The organism is Devosia aurantiaca (genome assembly GCF_011058215.1).
Taxonomy (GTDB): domain Bacteria; phylum Pseudomonadota; class Alphaproteobacteria; order Rhizobiales; family Devosiaceae; genus Devosia; species Devosia aurantiaca.
On the sequence record NZ_JAALFG010000002.1, the window covers coordinates 914,554 to 931,423 of the forward strand.

Annotated in this window: 14 protein-coding genes and 3 pseudogenes; all 17 read right to left on the reverse strand. The window is 62.2% G+C overall.

All coding sequences use genetic code 11. From position 1 onward, the window contains the following. Window positions 1-25: 25 nt before the first annotated feature. The 17 genes and pseudogenes from G5575_RS12285 to sucC all read right to left on the reverse strand — a co-directional run bounded on the left by G5575_RS12285 (window position 26) and on the right by sucC (window position 16,811). Window positions 26-373: a DUF4326 domain-containing protein gene (locus G5575_RS12285; protein WP_164534546.1), complete on the reverse strand. Its 348-nt coding sequence runs from the start codon at window positions 371-373 to the stop codon at window positions 26-28. Continuing rightward, window positions 370-987: a trimeric intracellular cation channel family protein gene (locus G5575_RS12290; protein WP_164534547.1), complete on the reverse strand. Its 618-nt coding sequence runs from the start codon at window positions 985-987 to the stop codon at window positions 370-372. The genes G5575_RS12285 and G5575_RS12290 overlap by 4 nt, the downstream gene beginning before the upstream one ends. 56 nt (window positions 988-1,043) lie before the next feature. Beyond that, a complete protein-coding gene (locus G5575_RS12295) occupies window positions 1,044-1,379 on the reverse strand; it encodes a cupin domain-containing protein (protein ID WP_164534548.1) in 336 nt (111 codons plus the stop codon). Window positions 1,380-1,382: 3 nt separating this feature from the next. Then, a pseudogene (kduD, locus tag G5575_RS12300) lies at window positions 1,383-2,143 on the reverse strand (2-dehydro-3-deoxy-D-gluconate 5-dehydrogenase KduD). Further along, window positions 2,143-2,967 (reverse strand): 5-dehydro-4-deoxy-D-glucuronate isomerase, encoded by an 825-nt coding sequence (gene kduI, locus G5575_RS12305; RefSeq protein WP_164534549.1) that lies wholly within the window; start codon window positions 2,965-2,967, stop codon window positions 2,143-2,145. The pseudogene kduD and the gene kduI overlap by 1 nt, the downstream one beginning before the upstream one ends. A 9-nt stretch (window positions 2,968-2,976) precedes the next feature. Continuing rightward, complete coding sequence (locus G5575_RS12310; RefSeq protein WP_164534550.1) at window positions 2,977-3,720, reverse strand: FadR/GntR family transcriptional regulator; 744 nt, start codon at window positions 3,718-3,720, stop codon at window positions 2,977-2,979. Between the two features lie 4 nt (window positions 3,721-3,724). Then, the gene (locus tag G5575_RS12315; RefSeq protein ID WP_164534551.1) at window positions 3,725-5,005 is read right to left on the reverse strand and encodes a TRAP transporter large permease; all 1,281 of its coding nucleotides are present in this window, start codon (window positions 5,003-5,005) and stop codon (window positions 3,725-3,727) included. A gap of 5 nt (window positions 5,006-5,010) precedes the next feature. Then, window positions 5,011-5,535 (reverse strand): TRAP transporter small permease, encoded by a 525-nt coding sequence (locus G5575_RS12320; protein WP_328765981.1) that lies wholly within the window; start codon window positions 5,533-5,535, stop codon window positions 5,011-5,013. Window positions 5,536-5,588: 53 nt separating this feature from the next. Then, entirely contained in the window at window positions 5,589-6,569 is a 981-nt protein-coding gene (locus G5575_RS12325; RefSeq protein WP_164534552.1) for a TRAP transporter substrate-binding protein, read from the reverse strand. 181 nt (window positions 6,570-6,750) lie between these two features. Then, window positions 6,751-8,160, reverse strand: a complete 1,410-nt coding sequence (gene lpdA, locus G5575_RS12330) for a dihydrolipoyl dehydrogenase (RefSeq protein ID WP_164534553.1) — start codon at window positions 8,158-8,160, stop codon at window positions 6,751-6,753. 21 nt (window positions 8,161-8,181) lie between these two features. Further along, entirely contained in the window at window positions 8,182-8,814 is a 633-nt protein-coding gene (locus tag G5575_RS12335; RefSeq protein ID WP_164534554.1) for a LysE family translocator, read from the reverse strand. 83 nt (window positions 8,815-8,897) lie between these two features. Further along, a complete protein-coding gene (locus G5575_RS12340; RefSeq protein ID WP_164534555.1) occupies window positions 8,898-9,290 on the reverse strand; it encodes an MAPEG family protein in 393 nt (130 codons plus the stop codon). Window positions 9,291-9,331: 41 nt separating this feature from the next. Further along, the gene (locus G5575_RS12345; protein WP_164534556.1) at window positions 9,332-9,778 is read right to left on the reverse strand and encodes a hypothetical protein; all 447 of its coding nucleotides are present in this window, start codon (window positions 9,776-9,778) and stop codon (window positions 9,332-9,334) included. Between the two features lie 144 nt (window positions 9,779-9,922). Next, entirely contained in the window at window positions 9,923-11,230 is a 1,308-nt protein-coding gene (odhB, locus tag G5575_RS12350) for a 2-oxoglutarate dehydrogenase complex dihydrolipoyllysine-residue succinyltransferase (RefSeq protein WP_164534557.1), read from the reverse strand. Window positions 11,231-11,253: 23 nt separating this feature from the next. After that, a pseudogene (locus G5575_RS12355) lies at window positions 11,254-14,253 on the reverse strand (2-oxoglutarate dehydrogenase E1 component). A 423-nt stretch (window positions 14,254-14,676) separates the two neighbouring features. Continuing rightward, window positions 14,677-15,587 (reverse strand): annotated as a pseudogene (gene sucD / locus G5575_RS12360) (succinate--CoA ligase subunit alpha). Window positions 15,588-15,611: 24 nt separating this feature from the next. After that, complete coding sequence (gene sucC / locus G5575_RS12365; protein WP_164534558.1) at window positions 15,612-16,811, reverse strand: ADP-forming succinate--CoA ligase subunit beta; 1,200 nt, start codon at window positions 16,809-16,811, stop codon at window positions 15,612-15,614. Between the last annotated feature and the right edge of the window lie 59 nt (window positions 16,812-16,870).

Genomic DNA, 16,870 nt, shown 5'->3' on the forward strand with positions numbered 1-16,870 from the left:
TGTCTCCGTTCAGGAATGGTATGTGTCAGGGATTGGCGAGTGCCAGAAGGTTGTCGACATGGCAGGGCGTGCCGGCCCGGCACCAGCAGGCAAGGTTCTTGCCGCCTAATTTGGCGCGGATGTCGTCGCCAGAAGGTGGTGCCCGATCGGCCTCGAACTCGCCGAGCAGCCAGCGCCGATGCCGGTCGACGGCCTCGGCCTGCGCCGCATCCCGGTCGAGCCCCGTTTCAGCGGCGACCGCATCCACGCTGAAGGGATTGCCCCATGGCCCCGGCCGCGCCACCGACTGCGCCGGCAGGCCATTGAGCGCGCGCGAGGTCGCTTGCAGATCGAACCCCGCCTTGCGCGACAAGACGATCCGCGCCGGCCTCATCTGCGCATGTTCCGGTCATAGACGAACTTCGGCATTTCCCATTTGAAGGCGATGGCGAGGACGCGAAGAGCAAACCCCAGCACCATGGCGAGAATGGCCATCAGGTCCTGCTGCACGCCACCGGTCAGGCCCAGATAGTAGACGATGCCGGCAATCATCGAGACGCTAGCGTAAAGTTCGCCCTGGAAGATCAGCGGAATGTCGTTGCACAAGACGTCGCGCAGGATGCCGCCCGCCGTGCCCGTTACCATGCCGGCAACGATGACGATGATCGGGTGCACGCCTGCTTCGATGCCGATATTGCAGCCGATGACGGTGAAGACGACGAGCCCAAGCGCGTCGAGCAAAAGGAACGGCCAGCGCAGCCGCTCGACCAGCCGCGCCAGGGGAATGGTCAGCAGGGCCGCACCGCAGACCAACAGCAGCACGTATGGATTGGCGACCCAGACCAGCGGATAGTGATCCAGCAGGATATCGCGCATGGTGCCGCCGCCCAGCGCCGTCACGCAGGCGATCAGGCAGACGCCGAACCAGTCCATGTTGCGCCGGCCGGCGGCCAGCGCCGCAGTCATGGCCTCGGCGGTGATGGCGATGTAAAAACCGATAAGCAGCATGCTCTATTTCCGCGATATCGGCCTTTAGCCTAGCACGACCTCAAGGTCGCCGCAGCCTAGAGGAAATCGGCGCGATGGGGCGTGAAGACGTCAACGAGACGTCCTTTCTCCAGCGCCACGACGCCATGTTGCAGCCCTGACGGCACGATGAAGCTGCCGCCCTGGCGCACCAATTCGGTAACGCCATCGATGGTGACCTCGAACGAGCCTTCGGCGACATAGCTCACCTGGATATGGGGGTGGCTATGGAGCGCGCCGACTGCGCCCTTTTCGAAGCCGAACTCGACCTGCATCAGCTCGGGCGTATGGATCAGCACACGGCGGGTATTGCCAGGAGCCAGCTCGGTCCAGGCAGTCTCATCGGGCTGGGCGAAGAATTTTCGTTCAGTCATCAATTACCTCGCGAGCCAGCCGCCATCGACGGGGACAACGGCGCCGTGCATGTAGTTGGAAGCGGGTGCGAGAAGAAACACCACGGCATCCCCGATATCGCTCGGCACCCCCAGCGCGCGGCCGGAATGCGCCCGAGGATCGAGGCCGAGCGATCCGGATCGTTGCGCAGGGCCTCGGTATTGTTGGTCTCGATATAGCCGGGCGCCACAGCATTCACATTGATGCCCTTGGCCGCCCATTCATTGGCGAGCAACCGCGTGATGCCGAGCACGCCGCTCTTGGACGCCGTGTAGCTCGCGACCCGAATACCGCCCTGAAAACTCAGCATCGAGGCAATATTGACGATGCGCCCCTGCCGCCCCGCCTCGATCGCCCGCTTGCCAATCGCCTGGCACAGGAAGAACATGGTCTTGAGATTGACGTCCATGACGCTGTCCCAATCGTCTTCGGTGAACTCCACCGCATCGACGCGCTTGATGATGCCGGCATTGTTGACCAGCCCGTCAATCGGACCGTGTTCCGCCCAAGCGGTTTCGAACATCGCCTGCGCCGCCGCCGTCGAGCCAAGATCGGCGCGCAGCTCGACAAACTCAGCGCCCTGCTCCGCCATCAACGACGCCGTTTGCTCCATGCTGGAGCGGCCAACGCCGATGACCTTGCCGCCAGCCCGGCCGATCGAAAGGGCGATGCCCTGCCCGATGCCGGTATTGGCGCCGGTGACCAGCACGGTCTTGCCGGAAAGGCCGAAAGCCGAAAGGTCCATCAGCGCAGCTCTTCCATCGGCACCTTTTCGGCGTCGGTGTAATCGATATTGTCGCCGGCCATGGCCCAGATGAAGGTGTAGGCGCCGGTGCCGGCACCGGCATGGATCGACCAGGGCGGGGAGAGAATCGCCTGCTCGTTGCGCACGATCAGGTGCCGCGTTTCGGTCGGCTCGCCCATCAGATGCATGACGAAGGCATCGGGCTTGAGGTCGAAATAAAGATAGGCCTCCATGCGCCGGTCATGGACATGGGTGGGCATGGTGTTCCACACCGAACCGGGTGCAAACTGGGTAAGACCGACCACCAGCTGGCAGCTCTTGAGGCTGTTGGTGTACTGGTAGATCGAGCGCTCGTTCGCCGTTTCGGCGCTGCCCATGTCGAGGCGCTTGGCGCCCGACTGCTGCAACAGCACGGTCGGGTGGCTGGCATGGGCCGGCGCGCTGAGGAGATAATACTTGGCGCCCTCACCGGCAAAATGGACGTCCTTGGCGCCCATGCCGATGTAGAGCATGTCGCGCGAGCCGACGGCATGGTCCGCGCCATCCACCGAGATCGTGCCAGGCGCGCCGATATTGACGGCGATCAGCTCGCGGCGATCAAGGAAATTGGCAGTGCCCGTCGGCTTGATGGTTTCAAGTGCCAGCGCTGCGCCGGTCGGCACCGCACCACCGACGGCCATGCGGTCGTAATGGGTATAGGTCCAGCACACCTGGCCGTCCACGAACACGTCTTCGATCAGGAAATTTTCCCGCAGGTCGTCCGTCCCCATGGCCGAAGCCGCGATCGGGTCGATAGCAAAGCGGATGTCGAAATCGGTACTCATGAAAAGGTCCTAGTTGGTCTTGTTCTGGTCGGCCAGCCGGGCGCGATAACGATCCTGGCTGCGGGACAGATGCTCGCGCATCGCTTCGCGCGCGCCGTCGGCGTCGCGGGCGGAAATGGCATTGAGAATGCGGCGGTGCTCTTCGTGGAGGCCCACCTGGTATTCGTAGGTAAGGACGCTCTCCGTGCCCCAGGGCGAGGCGACGTCGCACGGGATCGTGCGGCTGCCCAAGGCGTCGAGCACTTCGAGGTAAAACGGGTTGTTGGTCGCCGCGGCGATGGCCCGGTGAAAGGCAAAATCGGTCTTGCCGGTCGGCGTCCCCTGCTTGAGCAGACGGTCGAACTCGTTCCAGCTTTCGTAGATCGCCGCCACCTGGCTGGTGCTGTGCCGTTGCGCGGCAAGTCCTGCGGACTCGATCTCGATGCCCATGCGCACTTCGAGAACATTGAGCGCGACCGAAATCTTGTTCGAGCGCTCGCCGGCGATTGCGGTAAAGGCCGAGGTGGGCTGGGCCATGACGAAGACGCCGGCGCCCTGGCGTGATTGCACCATGCCGTCGGCAGCAAGCGCCGCAATCGCCTCGCGCACCACGGTCCGGCTGACGCCGAAATGCGTGGTCATCTGCGATTCTGTCGGCAGCTTCTCGCCGGGAGCGAACTCGCCGGCCCCGATGCGCTTGCGCAACGCATCGACGACCAATTCGGCAAGTTTGGGCTTTCGTGTCGGCGCCGGTGACGCATCGAGCAAGGACATGGCGCTACTTGAACTGCGCCGGCAGCCACAGCGACAGCGCCGGAATGTAGGTGACGAGGCCGAGCACGATGATGCCGGCAAGGTAGAACGGCCAAACGCTGCGCATCGCCGTCCAGATCGATATCTTTCCCACCGCAGCGGCCACGAACTGCACCGGTCCCAAGGGCGGCGTGTTGAGGCCGATGCCGAGATTGAGGATCATGATGACGCCAAAATGCACCGGATCGACGCCGAACTGCTGCACCATGGGCAAAAAGATCGGCGTCGTGATGATGATCAACGGGCCCATATCCATGAAGGTGCCGAGCAACAGCAGCATGACGTTGATCAGCAGCAGCACCAGCAACGGGTCCTGCGTCAGGTTGGAGATGAGATCGGTGAGGATCGGCGCAACGCGCAGATAGGCCATCAGCCAGCCGAACGAGGCCGCTGCGCCGATGATAAACAAGACCATGGACGTGGTGCGGACGGCACCCATGACCGAGTGGACGAACTCGCTCCAGCTTAGCGAGCGGTAGACCAGGAGCGTTACGAGGAGCGCATAGATGACCGCGATGCAGGAGCTCTCGGTCGCCGTGAAAATGCCCGAGCGCACGCCGCCGAAGATGATGACGATCAGCATCAAGCCCGGGATCGAGATCAGGAGATACTGGAACGCCTTGGCAAAGCCTGGAAACGGCTCGGTCGGGTAGCCGCGCTTCACGGCCACGATATAGGCGGTGATGCTCAGCGCCACGGCAAGCAGCAGGCCCGGAATGATGCCGGCAGTGAAGAGGTCGGCGATGGAGATGCGCCCACCACCGGAGAGCGAATAGATGATCATGTTGTGGCTGGGCGGGAGCAACAGCGCGATCAGAGCAGCCATCGAGGTGACGTTGACCGCATAGTCGGCGCCATAGCCGCGCGCCTTCATCTGCGGGATCATGATGCCGCCAACCGCTGCCGCTTCGGCAACGGCGGAGCCGGAGATGCCACCGAAGAGCGTCGAGGCGGCGACGTTGACCTGGCCCAGGCCACCCCGGACGTGGCCGATAACGGCCCCGGCAAACTGGATGATGCGGGCCGCGATGCCGCCGCGCATCATGAGGTCGCCGGCGAAGATGAAGAAGGGAATGGCTAGCAGCGTGAAGCCGGCAAGGCCCGAATTGAGCTGCTGGAACACCACCATGGCCGGGCGGCCGAGATAAACGATGGTGGCAAAGCTGGCGATGCCGAGGCAGAAGGCGATCGGTGTGCCGACCATCATGAGGACGGTAAAGACGCCGAAAAGGATCCAATATTCCATGGCGATCAGGCCTCGGTCACAAGTTCAGCAGGCGGCTCGTCGACGGGCTCACCCGCGAGGCGCAGCAGCATGCGCTCGAGCGAATAAAGGCACATCATGAAGCCGGAAATGACGATGGGGAGGTAGGTCATGGTCTGCGGGATATGCAGGACCGGAATGGTGACGCCCCAGCCGCGGACGGCGAGCGTGCCGCCATAATAAACCATGCCGGCGGCAAAGGCGAAGACGGCGAGGTCGCTGATCGTGCGCAGCACGCCTTTGGCGCCCTTGGGCAGCACGTAGATCAAGACGTCGAACCCCATATGGAAGTTCTCGCGAACACCGACCGCCGCGCCAAGGAAAATGAACCAGCTCATCAGGAGGATGGCGGTGCCTTCCGTCCACGATGGGGAGGCGTTGACGACGTAGCGCATGAAGACCTGGTAGGCCACGATCAAGGTCATGACGACGAGGCCCACGCCGGCAATCCACAAAGCGGCATTGGCTGTGGCGCGCAGAACGGCGCTGACGGGCAAGAGCCACTGTCTCACGAAACGTACTCCGGAAGGAAAGACCGGGCTGACCAAAGCCAGCCCGGGAAAGATCAGCCTTCAGTGGCCTGGATGCGGGCAACCAGGTCCTGCAGCGCCGGGTCGGTGACATACTTGTCGTAGACCGGCTTCATGGCATCGATGAAGGGCTGCTTGTCGACCGTGTTGATGGTCGCGCCGAGCGCTTCCACGGCAGCCTTGGATTCAACTTCCTTTGCCGCCCAAAGCTCACGCTGGATCGCCACCGATTCCTTGGTTGCTTCACGCATCGCGGTCTGGTCTTCCGGGCTCATCCCGTCCCAGACGATCTTGGACACGACCAGCACTTCGGGAACCATAAGGTGTTCGTCGAGCGAATAGAACTTGGCGACTTCGGCGTGGCCGGCCGTGTCATAGCTCGGATAGTTGTTCTCAGCGCCGTCGATAACGCCGGTCTGGATACCCGAATAGACTTCGCCATAAGGCATCGGCGTGGCGTTGCCGCCGAGCGCGCCGACCATGTCGACGAAGATGTCGGACTGCATGACGCGGAACTTCATGCCGGCCATGTCTTCGGGCGAAGTGATCGGCTTGGAACTGTTGTAGAACGAGCGCGAGCCGCCGTCGTAAAAGGCAAGGGCAACAACATCCACGGCGTCGAATGCAGCGAGGATTTCTTCACCGATCGGGCCATCCAGCACATTGTGGAAGTGGTCGGCCGAGCGGAAGATATAGGGCAGCTGGGTGACGGTTGCAGCCGGCACCTGGGTGCCGAAGGCGCCGATAGAGATGCGATTGAGATCGATGACGCCGAACTGGGTCTGCTCGATCGTGTCGGCTTCGGCGCCAAGCTGGGCCGAGTGGAACACTTCGACCGAATAGCGGCCATCGGTCTTCTCGTTCAGCAATTCGCCGAACTGTTTGACCGCTTCGACGGTCGGGTAGCCATCGGGATGGGTGTCGGACGAGCGCAGCACCGTCTGGGCGCTGGCCGCCGAAATCATAAGGCTGGTCGTGACGACGGCCATAGCCGCCATCTTAGGCAGATGGAACATGGTGATCCTCCCATTATGTCCTCGAGCAGCTGGTTGTTCCAGCTGCAGCAGTGGCTCACGGCCCTGCCCGGCACCCGATTGATAGCAATCAGGTGCCTTGGACAAAACTGGTATGGAAGTTCCAAAGACAAGTCAACATACAAACCTAGAGGAGTTGTATGATGACTTTTCGTCGTGCCCCCTAGATGTGGATCGCCCCGTCGCCGAGGGAAAGCGCCGCTTCGCGAATGGCTTCCGAAAGCGTCGGATGGGCATGCGTGGTGCGTGCCAGGTCTTCGGCCGCGCCAGAGAATTCCATCAGCGTCACCAGCTCATGGATCATCTCGCCGGCATTCTTGCCTACGATATGCGCCCCCAGCACACGATCGGTTTCGACATCGGCAAGGATCTTCACAAAACCCTGCGTAGCGACCATGGCCTTGGCGCGACCGTTGGCGGTGAAGGGGAACTTGCCGATCTTGTAGTTGATGCCTTCAGCCTTGAGCTCGTCCTCGGTCTTGCCGACGGACGCCACTTCCGGGTTCGTATAAACCACGCCGGGTATGGCCTTGTAGTTCACGTGACCCGCCTGGCCCGCCAGTATCTCTGCCACGGCAATGCCTTCGTCCTCGGCCTTGTGCGCCAGCATCGGCCCGACGATCACGTCTCCGATCGCGTAGATGCCATCGACCGAGCTCTTGTAGTGAGCATCGACGCGGACGCGGCCGCGCTCGTCGAGCGCCACGCCGGCAAGTTCGAGCCCTAGCCCTTCGGTGAACGGCTTGCGACCGATGGCGACCAGCGCAACCTCGGCCTCCAGCACCTCCGCCTCGCCGCCCTTGGCCGGCTCGACGCGGAGTTTGAGCGAACCATCTTCGGCGCGGTCGATGCCGGCAACCTTGCTCGAAAGCTTGAACTCCATGCCCTGCTTTTGCAGCATGCGCTGGAACTGGCGCGCCACTTCGCTGTCCATGCCGGGGAGGATGCGGTCAAGGAATTCCACCACGGTCACTTGGGCGCCAAGTCGCATCCAGACCGAGCCGAGCTCAAGCCCGATCACACCGGCGCCGATGACGACCAACCGGCGCGGAACGCTTTCGAGGTTGAGCGCGCCGGTCGAGGTCACGACCTTCTTCTCGTCGATTTCGATTCCGGGCAGCGATGCGGAGACCGAACCGGTGGCGATGACGATGTTCTTGGTAACGATCTCGGTCTGCCCGCCCGATTGCGGCGTCACCAGCACCTTGCCGGGCGCCGGGATCGAGCCGATACCGCGGAAGACGGTGATCTTGTTCTTCTTGAAAAGGTAATCCACGCCGCCGACATTGGACGCCACCGTATCGGCCTTGTGCACCATCATCTGGCGCAGGTTGAGCTGCGGCGTCGGGATATCGATTCCCAGGTTCTTGAAGCCGTGGCTGGCTTCCTCGAACAGCTCCGAGGCATGCAGAAGCGCCTTGGAGGGAATACAGCCGATATTGAGGCAGGTGCCGCCCAGCGTCGCCCACTTTTCCACCACGGCAACCTTCATGCCCAGCTGCGCGGCGCGGATCGCAGCGACATAGCCGCCCGGCCCTGAACCGATGATGGTGAGGTCGAATTGGTCTGCCATGGTCTCTCGAGCCCTTAGAAGTTAGCGCTGCTGTGCCAGCGCGACGCGTACGGCCAACGCCAGGAAGGTGATGCCGGTGATGCGGTTGAACCAGCGGCCGAAACGGAAAAATCCCTGCCGCACAGAAGGCGTCGTAAAGAAGAACGACACCAATGCGAACCAGGCAAAAAGCATGATGCTCATGCTCGCGACATAGATGACCTTGACGTCGCCCGGCGTATGCACCGAAACCAGCGAGGTAAAAAGCGCGAGGAAGAACAACACGGCCTTAGGGTTGAGCAGATTGATCAGAAAACCCAGCGCAAAAGCGGCCATGTCGCCGCGCTTGGTCTCGACACCCTCGGCAACGACAGGCGGCTGCGGGGGCGGGCTGCGCAGCGCTGCAATGGCGAGCCAGACAAGGTAGGCCGCGCCCAGCCACTTGAGGATGTTGAACAGCAGCAGCGACTGCCCGACGATGACGCCGACGCCGAGCAGCGTATAGGTGCCATGGACGAGGATCGACGTGGCAATGCCCGCGGATGTGAAAAGCGCCGCACGGCGATCATGGACGACCGACTGGCGCAGCACCATGGCAAAATCGGCGCCTGGAATGACGGCATTGATGCCGAAGGCCAGCATCAGGCCTAAAAATTCGAACCAGGGAAAGCTCATGGCCGCACCACTCAAACGAAGCGGCCAAACCGTTACACCTTATGACCCAAAGCGGCAATGCGCCGCCCGGCAAGCGGCCATGCCTAGAACGCGACGCCGATAAACATGAGCAGGAGACCGATCAGCGAGAGCGTCCAGATGCTTGAGCGCAGCTGATTGATGTCGATGAAATAGGCCGGCAAAAACGCGACCCGCGCCCAAAACCAGATATGCGCGCCCCAGACGGTAAGATTATCGGAGCGCCCCGAAAGTTCGGTGGCGAGGGCTAGGGCGAGGAAGACGCCATAGGTTTCAAGAAAATTGGCGAGCGCCCGCTGGCCACGCTTGTTCCATTTGTTGGGCGGTGGCGGATCGATGTCGCGCTGGGTATTGGCATAGCGGAAGCCGAAGTCCAGCCGGAACAGCATGGCCTGGACGCCAAGGTAGATCAGGCCCAAAAAAGCACTCCAGATCACATAGGTCAGCTCGACGCTCATGGCGATTCCTTGTTGCGTTCGAGCACCTTAGCACGGGCCGATCAGGAGGCGGAAATTTCCTGGGCGCGCTTCAGCACCTCGGGCAATTGCTTGTCGATATCGAGGCTGCCGGCCTCGACCTGTTCGAGAAATGTGCGGCAGAAAACGTTCTTGTCGGCAGACTGGTTGTAGGCGGTCATGATCTGCGTGCCGCCATAGGTTTCCGCCGCTTCCAGTTCTTCTTCCGAGCTACCGCCGAGGCGGGCGATGACGCGGTCGGCCAGGTCTAAGTAGCTGATATTGCGGAGGTACCAGTTCTTGGAGGCTTCCTGGAATGCCGGGTCAAGGCCGGTGGTTTCGTAGCAATGGGTGGTCATCACATCGACGATGGCCGCCGAGCCGTGAAAGGCCATGAGCTCGCCGACAAGGGTCGGATCGGCAGCATCCTGTGCATAGACGGGCAGAGCGAGAAGGCTGAAAACGGTGCCGGCTATCGTCAAACGTCGCACTGAATTCTCCTGGATTATTCCAGCCTTGTCATAAGAGCTTCAAGTGCTAACAGACTGTTAGCGTTTGCAGCCACGCCGATGAGAAAGCCGTGAACGAAGAGGGCCCGCCGAAGCGAGCCCTCAACAAGATCATGTTTGTGGCGATCAGAGATCGAGCACCAGGCGCTCGGGCGCCTCGAGCGATTCCTTGACGCGTACCAGGAAGGTCACCGCTTCCTTGCCGTCGACGATGCGGTGATCGTAGCTCAGCGCAAGATACATCATCGGGCGGACGACGATCTGGCCGCCAACGACGACCGGGCGCTCCTGGATCTTGTGCATGCCCAGAATGCCCGACTGCGGCGCATTGAGGATCGGCGTCGACATCAGCGAACCATAGACACCGCCATTGGAGATGGTGAAGGTGCCGCCCTGCATGTCGGCCATCGACAGCTGGCCATCGCGCGCCTTCTTGCCGAGATTGCCGATTTCCTTTTCGATCTCGGCGATCGACATCCCATCGGCATTGCGCACGACCGGAACGACGAGCCCCTTATCGGTGCCGACGGCGACGCCGATATGGGCGTATTGCTTGTAGATCAGGTCATCGCCATCGATCTCGGCATTGACGGCCGGGATTTCCTTGAGGGCGTGAACCACGGCCTTGGTGAAGAAGCCCATGAAGCCAAGCTTGACGCCGTGCTTCTTCTCAAAGAGCTCCTTGTACTGGTTGCGCAGGTCCATCACCGGCTTCATGTCCACCTCGTTGAAGGTGGTCAGCATGGCGGCGGTGTTCTGCGCATCCTTGAGGCGGCGGGCGATGGTCTGGCGCAGGCGGGTCATCTTGACCCGTTCCTCGCGCGAGGCATCATCGGCGGCGACGGGCGACCGCGCAGCCTTGGGCGCTTCGGCAGGCTTTGCCGCAGGAGCCGAAGCCGGTGCGGGGTTGTAGAGCTTGGGCGCGCCCGCGGTATCGAGCGCCTGTGCCGGCTGCGCCGCGGGAGCGTTAGCCTGAGGACGCAAAATCGACGCCAGGACGTCTTCCTTGAGCACCTGGCCCGACTTGCCCGAACCGTTGATGTCGGCGGCGTTGAGGCCGTTTTCGTTGATCAGCTTCTGCGCCGACGGGGCGGGAGCGCGGTCGGTGGCAGCAGGAGCCTGCGGCGCTGCAGAAGGCTGGCTGGGAGCAGGCTGCGGAGCGGGAGTTGCGGCCGGGGCGGAAGCGGCGGCACCTGTTCCGCCACCGATGGCGCCGAGGAGGGCATTGACGTCAACGGTGTCGCCCGGATTGGCGGCGATGGCTTCGAGCACGCCCGAAGCCGGGGCCGGCACTTCGATCGTCACCTTGTCGGTTTCGAGCTCGACGATGGGTTCGTCGGCATTGACGGTGTCGCCCACCTTCTTGAACCACTGGCCGATCGTGGCTTCGGTAACGCTTTCGCCCAGGGTCGGGACACGGATTTCAGTCGACATGAGTTTGTCCTTGGTTCTTGGGGCTACTTGGCGAAGGCTTCGTCCAGGAATTCCTGGAGCTGTGCGAGATGGGTGCGCATCAGGCCGGTTGCCGGCGAGGCGGCAGCCTTGCGGCCGACATAGTGCACGCGATCATTGGTGCGGCCCATCTGATCGAATACCCACTCGATATAGGGCTGGACGAAAGTCCATGCACCCATATTGCGCGGCTCTTCCTGGCACCAGACGACGTCGGCATTGGGGAAGCGGCTGAGCTCGTCGAGCAGGGCCTTGGCCGGGAACGGATAAAGCTGCTCGACGCGCAGGAGATAGACATCGTTGATGCCCTTCTTCTCGCGATCTTCCAGGAGGTCGTAGTAGACCTTTCCGGTGCAGAGGACGACGCGGCGGATGCGGGCATCCGGCACGAGGCGCGTCGTGGTCTTCGGCACGCCGGGGCTTCCGCATCGTCCCAGAGGAGACGGTGGAAGACGCTGTCCGGGCCAAGCTCCACAAGACCCGAGATTGCCCGCTTGTGCCGCAGCAGCGACTTGGGGGTCATCAGGATCAGCGGCTTGCGGAAGTCGCGCTTGAGCTGCCGGCGCAGGATGTGGAAATAGTTGGCCGGCGTCGTGCAGTTGGCGACCTGCATATTGTCTTCGGCGCAGAGCTGGAGGAACCGCTCCGGACGCGCGGAGGAGTGCTCCGGGCCTTGGCCCTCATAGCCATGCGGCAACAGCATCACGAGGCCCGACATGCGGAACCACTTGCGCTCGCCCGAGGAGATGAACTGGTCGATGACAACCTGCGCGCCGTTGACGAAGTCGCCGAACTGAGCCTCCCAAAGCGTCAGTGCCTTCGGCTCTGCCAGCGAATAGCCATATTCGAAACCAAGCACCGCTTCTTCCGACAGCATTGAATTGATGACTTCGTAGCGCGCTTGGCCGGCATCGAGATTGTTGAGCGGCGTATAGGTCTTGTTCTCGACCTGCTGGTCGTTGAGCACTGAATGGCGCTGGCTGAAGGTGCCGCGTTCGACGTCCTGGCCCGAGAGGCGTACGGGATGGCCTTCGGTCACGAGCGTGCCGAACGCCAGGGCTTCCGCCGTCGCCCAGTCAATCCCTTCGCCGGCCTCGATGGCGCCGAGGCGATTGTCCATGAAGCGCTTGACGGTCTTGTGGGCGTTGAAGTCTGCCGGGACCTGCGTCAGCTTGGTGCCGATTTCAACGAGGCGGTCGAGCGCCACGCCGGTTTCGCCACGGCGCGGGCCTTCCTGATCGGCAGGCTTGAAGTCCTTCCACTGGCCATCGAGCCAGTCAGCCTTGTTCGGACGATAGTCCTGGCCAGCCTCGAACTCGGTCTCGAGCTTGGCTTTCCAGTCGCCCTTGAGCTGGTCGACATCGGCCTGGCTCACGGACCTTCGGTGACGAGCTTTTCCGCATAGATTTCCAAAGTGGTCTTGTGCGACCGAATCTTGGAATACATTAGCGGCTGGGTGAAGCTTGGTTCGTCGCCTTCGTTGTGACCGAAACGGCGATAGCAGAACATGTCGATGACGACAGGCTTGCCGAACTTCTGGCGGTACTCGACGGCAACCTTGGCCGCAAACACGACGGCTTCCGGATCGTCGCCGTTCACATGGAATACCGGTGCTTCGATCATCTTGGCGACGTCGGTCGGGTAAGGCGAGGAGCGCGAATACATCGGCGAGGTGGTGAAGCCGATCTGGTTGTTGATCACCAGATGGATCGACCCGCCCGTGCGGTGACCCTTGAGGCCCGAAAGCCCGAGGCATTCGGCAATGACGCCCTGCCCGGCAAAAGCGGCATCGCCATGGATCAAGAGCGGCAGGACCATGGAGCGGTCCGGCTTGCCTTCAACGGCGACGTCGACAAGCTTGTGCTCGGGTGAAATGTGCTGGTCCTGCTTGGCGCGCGACTTGCCGAGCACCACCGGATCGACGATCTCGAGATGGCTCGGATTGGCTGTCAGCGACAGGTGAACCTTGTTGCCGTCGAAGTCGCGGTCGGAGGACGCGCCGAGGTGGTACTTGACGTCGCCTGAGCCCTCCACGTCTTCCGGATAGAAGGCGCCGCCCTTGAACTCGTGGAAGAGGGCGCGATGCGGCTTCTGCATCACCTGGGTGAGGACATTGAGACGCCCGCGGTGAGCCATGCCGAGGACGATGTCCTTGATGCCCAGGGCGCCACCGCGCTTGATGATCTGCTCGAGCGCCGGGATCGCCGCTTCACTGCCATCGAGGCCGAAGCGCTTGGTGCCGGTATACTTGACGTCGAGGAATTTCTCGAAGCCTTCGGCCTCGACCAACTTGTTGAGGATCGCCTTCTTGCCTTCGGCGGTGAAGGTGATTTCCTTGTCCGGACCCTCGATGCGCTCCTGGATCCACTGCTTGGCTTCGGGATCGGAGATATGCATGAACTCGATGCCGACAGTGCCGCAATAGGTGCGCTGGAGGATGGCGAGCATTTCCGGGATGGTTGCGTATTCAAGACCCAGAACGTTGTCGATGAAGATCTTGCGGCCATAATCGGCATCGGTGAAGCCGTAGCTCTTGGGATCGAGCTCGGGTGCCGGCTCGTCGGACTTGAGCTTCAGCGGATCGAGATCGGCATGGAGGTGCCCGCGCATGCGATAGGCGCGGATCATCATGATGGCGCGGATCGAGTCGCGCGTCGCCTGCAGCACGTCCGCAGCAGCCGGGGCAGGCTTGCCTTCGGCAGCTGCCTTCTTGACCGCGGCCTTTTCGGTCTTCAGCGCCACCTGGCCCCAATCGCCATCGAGCGCGCTGACCAATTCACCCGCTTCCGCCGGTGGCCAGTCCTTGCGGCCCCAGCTCGGGCCCTCTGCGTTCTGCGCCGCGACGCCATCGGCATCATCGAGCCGGGCGAAAAAGCTCGACCAGGTCGCGTCGACGCTGGAAGGATCGGTTTTGAAGCGCGAATAGAGTTGTTCGATGTAGTCGGCGTTCCCCCATAGAGGAACGAGGTCAGCAAGAACGTGTCGTTCTTTTCCTGTCGTGTCATCGCTTGTGTCGCAGGACTTTCTCGCCCTGCCATCCTTCTCAACGAACCGGCCGAAGCTGGTTAAAAGCGGTCATCCAAGTGGGGCGAATATTGACCGCGTTTCCTTTGTATCTTGTTAAGACTTGCGGCGCCCGCCGTGGCACCGCGGCTCACTTGATGGTCATGGATTCGGCTTAGGGCCAAACCGTGTCAGAAGAGCGACCGAAGGGTCGCAATGGGAGTTTTCCGTCTAGGCTGAACTAACGCAGTCACCCCCTCCCTACCTGCGCTACGGCCTCGCGGCCTAGCTTCGGCACCCTCCCCTCTGAGGGGGAGGGTGAAGAGGGTGTTTGTTCGGCCACCTGCGCCCACCTTCCCCCTCAGAGGGGAAGGCAAGCGGAGCTTAGCCGAAGGCTTAGCGAAGCTCGGAAGGGAGTGCCTTCCTTAGCCGCGCAAGACCTCAGCCAAGGTCGCGCCAATCCGGGCCGGGGACGCCGAGACCTTGATCCCAGCCGCTTCCATGGCTGCGATCTTTTCTTCAGCGCCGCCCTTGCCGCCCGAAATCACGGCGCCGGCATGGCCCATGGTCCGGCCGGCCGGTGCGGTGCGGCCGGCGATGAAACCAGCCATAGGCTTCTTGCGGCCGCGCTTGGCCTCGTCGATCAGGAACTGGGCTGCGTCTTCCTCGGCAGAACCGCCGATTTCGCCGATCATGATGATCGACTTGTGGTGGCTTCGTCGGCGAGAAACATTTCGAGCATGTCGATGAATTCGGTGCCCTTGACCGGATCGCCGCCGATGCCGACGGCCGTTGTCTGGCCGAGGCCTTCATTTGTGGTCTGGAACACGGCTTCATAGGTAAGCGTGCCGGAGCGCGAAACAATGCCCACCGAGCCCTTCGAGAAGATCGAGCCCGGCATGATGCCAATCTTGCATTCTTCCGGCGTCAGAACGCCCGGGCAGTTCGGCCCGATGAGGCGCGACCTGGACTTTTCGAGCTTTGCCTTGACGCGGACCATGTCCATGACCGGCACGCCTTCGGTGATGCAGATGATCAGCGGGATTTCCGCGTCGATCGCTTCCTCGATGGCGGCAGCGGCGCCCGGAGGCGGCACATAGATGACCGAGGCATTGGCGCCGGTGCGTTCCTTGCCTTCGGCAACGGTCGCGAACACCGGCAGCTGTGCGGTGACGTCGAGCGAGGAGGTCCAGGTTTCGCCGGCCTTCTTGGGGTTCACGCCGCCCACCATCTGAGTGCCGTAATAGGCGAGCGCCTGTTCCGTGTGGAAGGTGCCGGTCTTGCCGGTCAGACCCTGCACGAGAACCTTGGTGTCTTTGTTGACGAGAATAGACATTGGGTTTCTTTCTTCTGGCGGGTCTTAGGCAGCTTTGCCGACGGCAGCGACGATCTTCTGCGCGGCATCGTCGAGGTCGTCGGCGGAAATGACGTCGAGGCCCGAATTGTCGAGGATGGCCTTGCCTTCCTTGACATTGGTGCCTTCGAGGCGGACGACCAGCGGCACTTCGAGGCCGACTTCCTTGACCGCAGCGATCACGCCTTCGGCGATCACGTCGCAGCGCATGATACCGCCGAAGATGTTGACCAGAATGCCCTTCACGGCCGGATCGGCAGTGATGATCTTGAACGCCGCGGTGACCTTTTCCTTGGAAGCACCGCCACCAACGTCGAGGAAGTTGGCAGGCTCGGCGCCATAGAGCTTGATGATGTCCATGGTGGACATGGCAAGGCCCGCGCCATTGACCATGCAGCCGATATTGCCGTCGAGCGCCACATAGGCGAGGTCGTATTTGGACGCCTCGATTTCCTTGGCATCTTCTTCGGTCAAGTCGCGCAGTGGCTTGAGCTCTTCATGGCGGAAGGCGGCATTGTTGTCGAAGCTCACCTTGGCGTCGAGGACGCGCAGTCGACCGTCGGTCATGACGATCAACGGGTTCACTTCGAGGAGGCTCATGTCCTTTTCGGTGAAGGCCTTGTAGAGGATCGGGAACAGGGTCTTGGCGTCGTCGGCGGCAGCGCCGTCCAGCGCCAGGGCGCCGTTGATCTTGGCGACATCGGCGTCGGTGACGCCGGCGCTCGGATCGATGGCGACAGTGATGATCTTGTCGGGCGTGTGCTCGGCCACGGCCTCGATGTCCATGCCACCTTCGGTCGAGACCACGAAGCTCACGCGCGAGGTGGCGCGATCGACGAGGAGCGAGCAGTAGAGTTCGCGCGCGATGTCGGCGCCGTCTTCGATATAAAGGCGGTTGACCTGCTTGCCGGCATCGCCGGTCTGCTTGGTCACGAGCGTATTGCCCAGCATTTCGCGGGCGTTGGTGACCACATCCTCGACCGAACGCGCGAGGCGCACGCCGCCCTTGGCATCGGCGCCCAGTTCCTTGAACTTGCCCTTGCCGCGGCCGCCGGCATGGATCTGCGACTTGACCACGTAAAGCGGGCCGGGCAGCTTTTTCGCCGCAGCTTCAGCCTCGTCGGCCGAGGTGATGGCAACGCCTTCGGCAACCGGCGCGCCATAGCTCTTCAAGAGCTCTTTGGCCTGGTGTTCATGGATGTTCATTCAAATCCCCTTGGGTGGGCAGTCGCAACCGGACGTTTCTGGAGGCCGGAAAGGAAGAA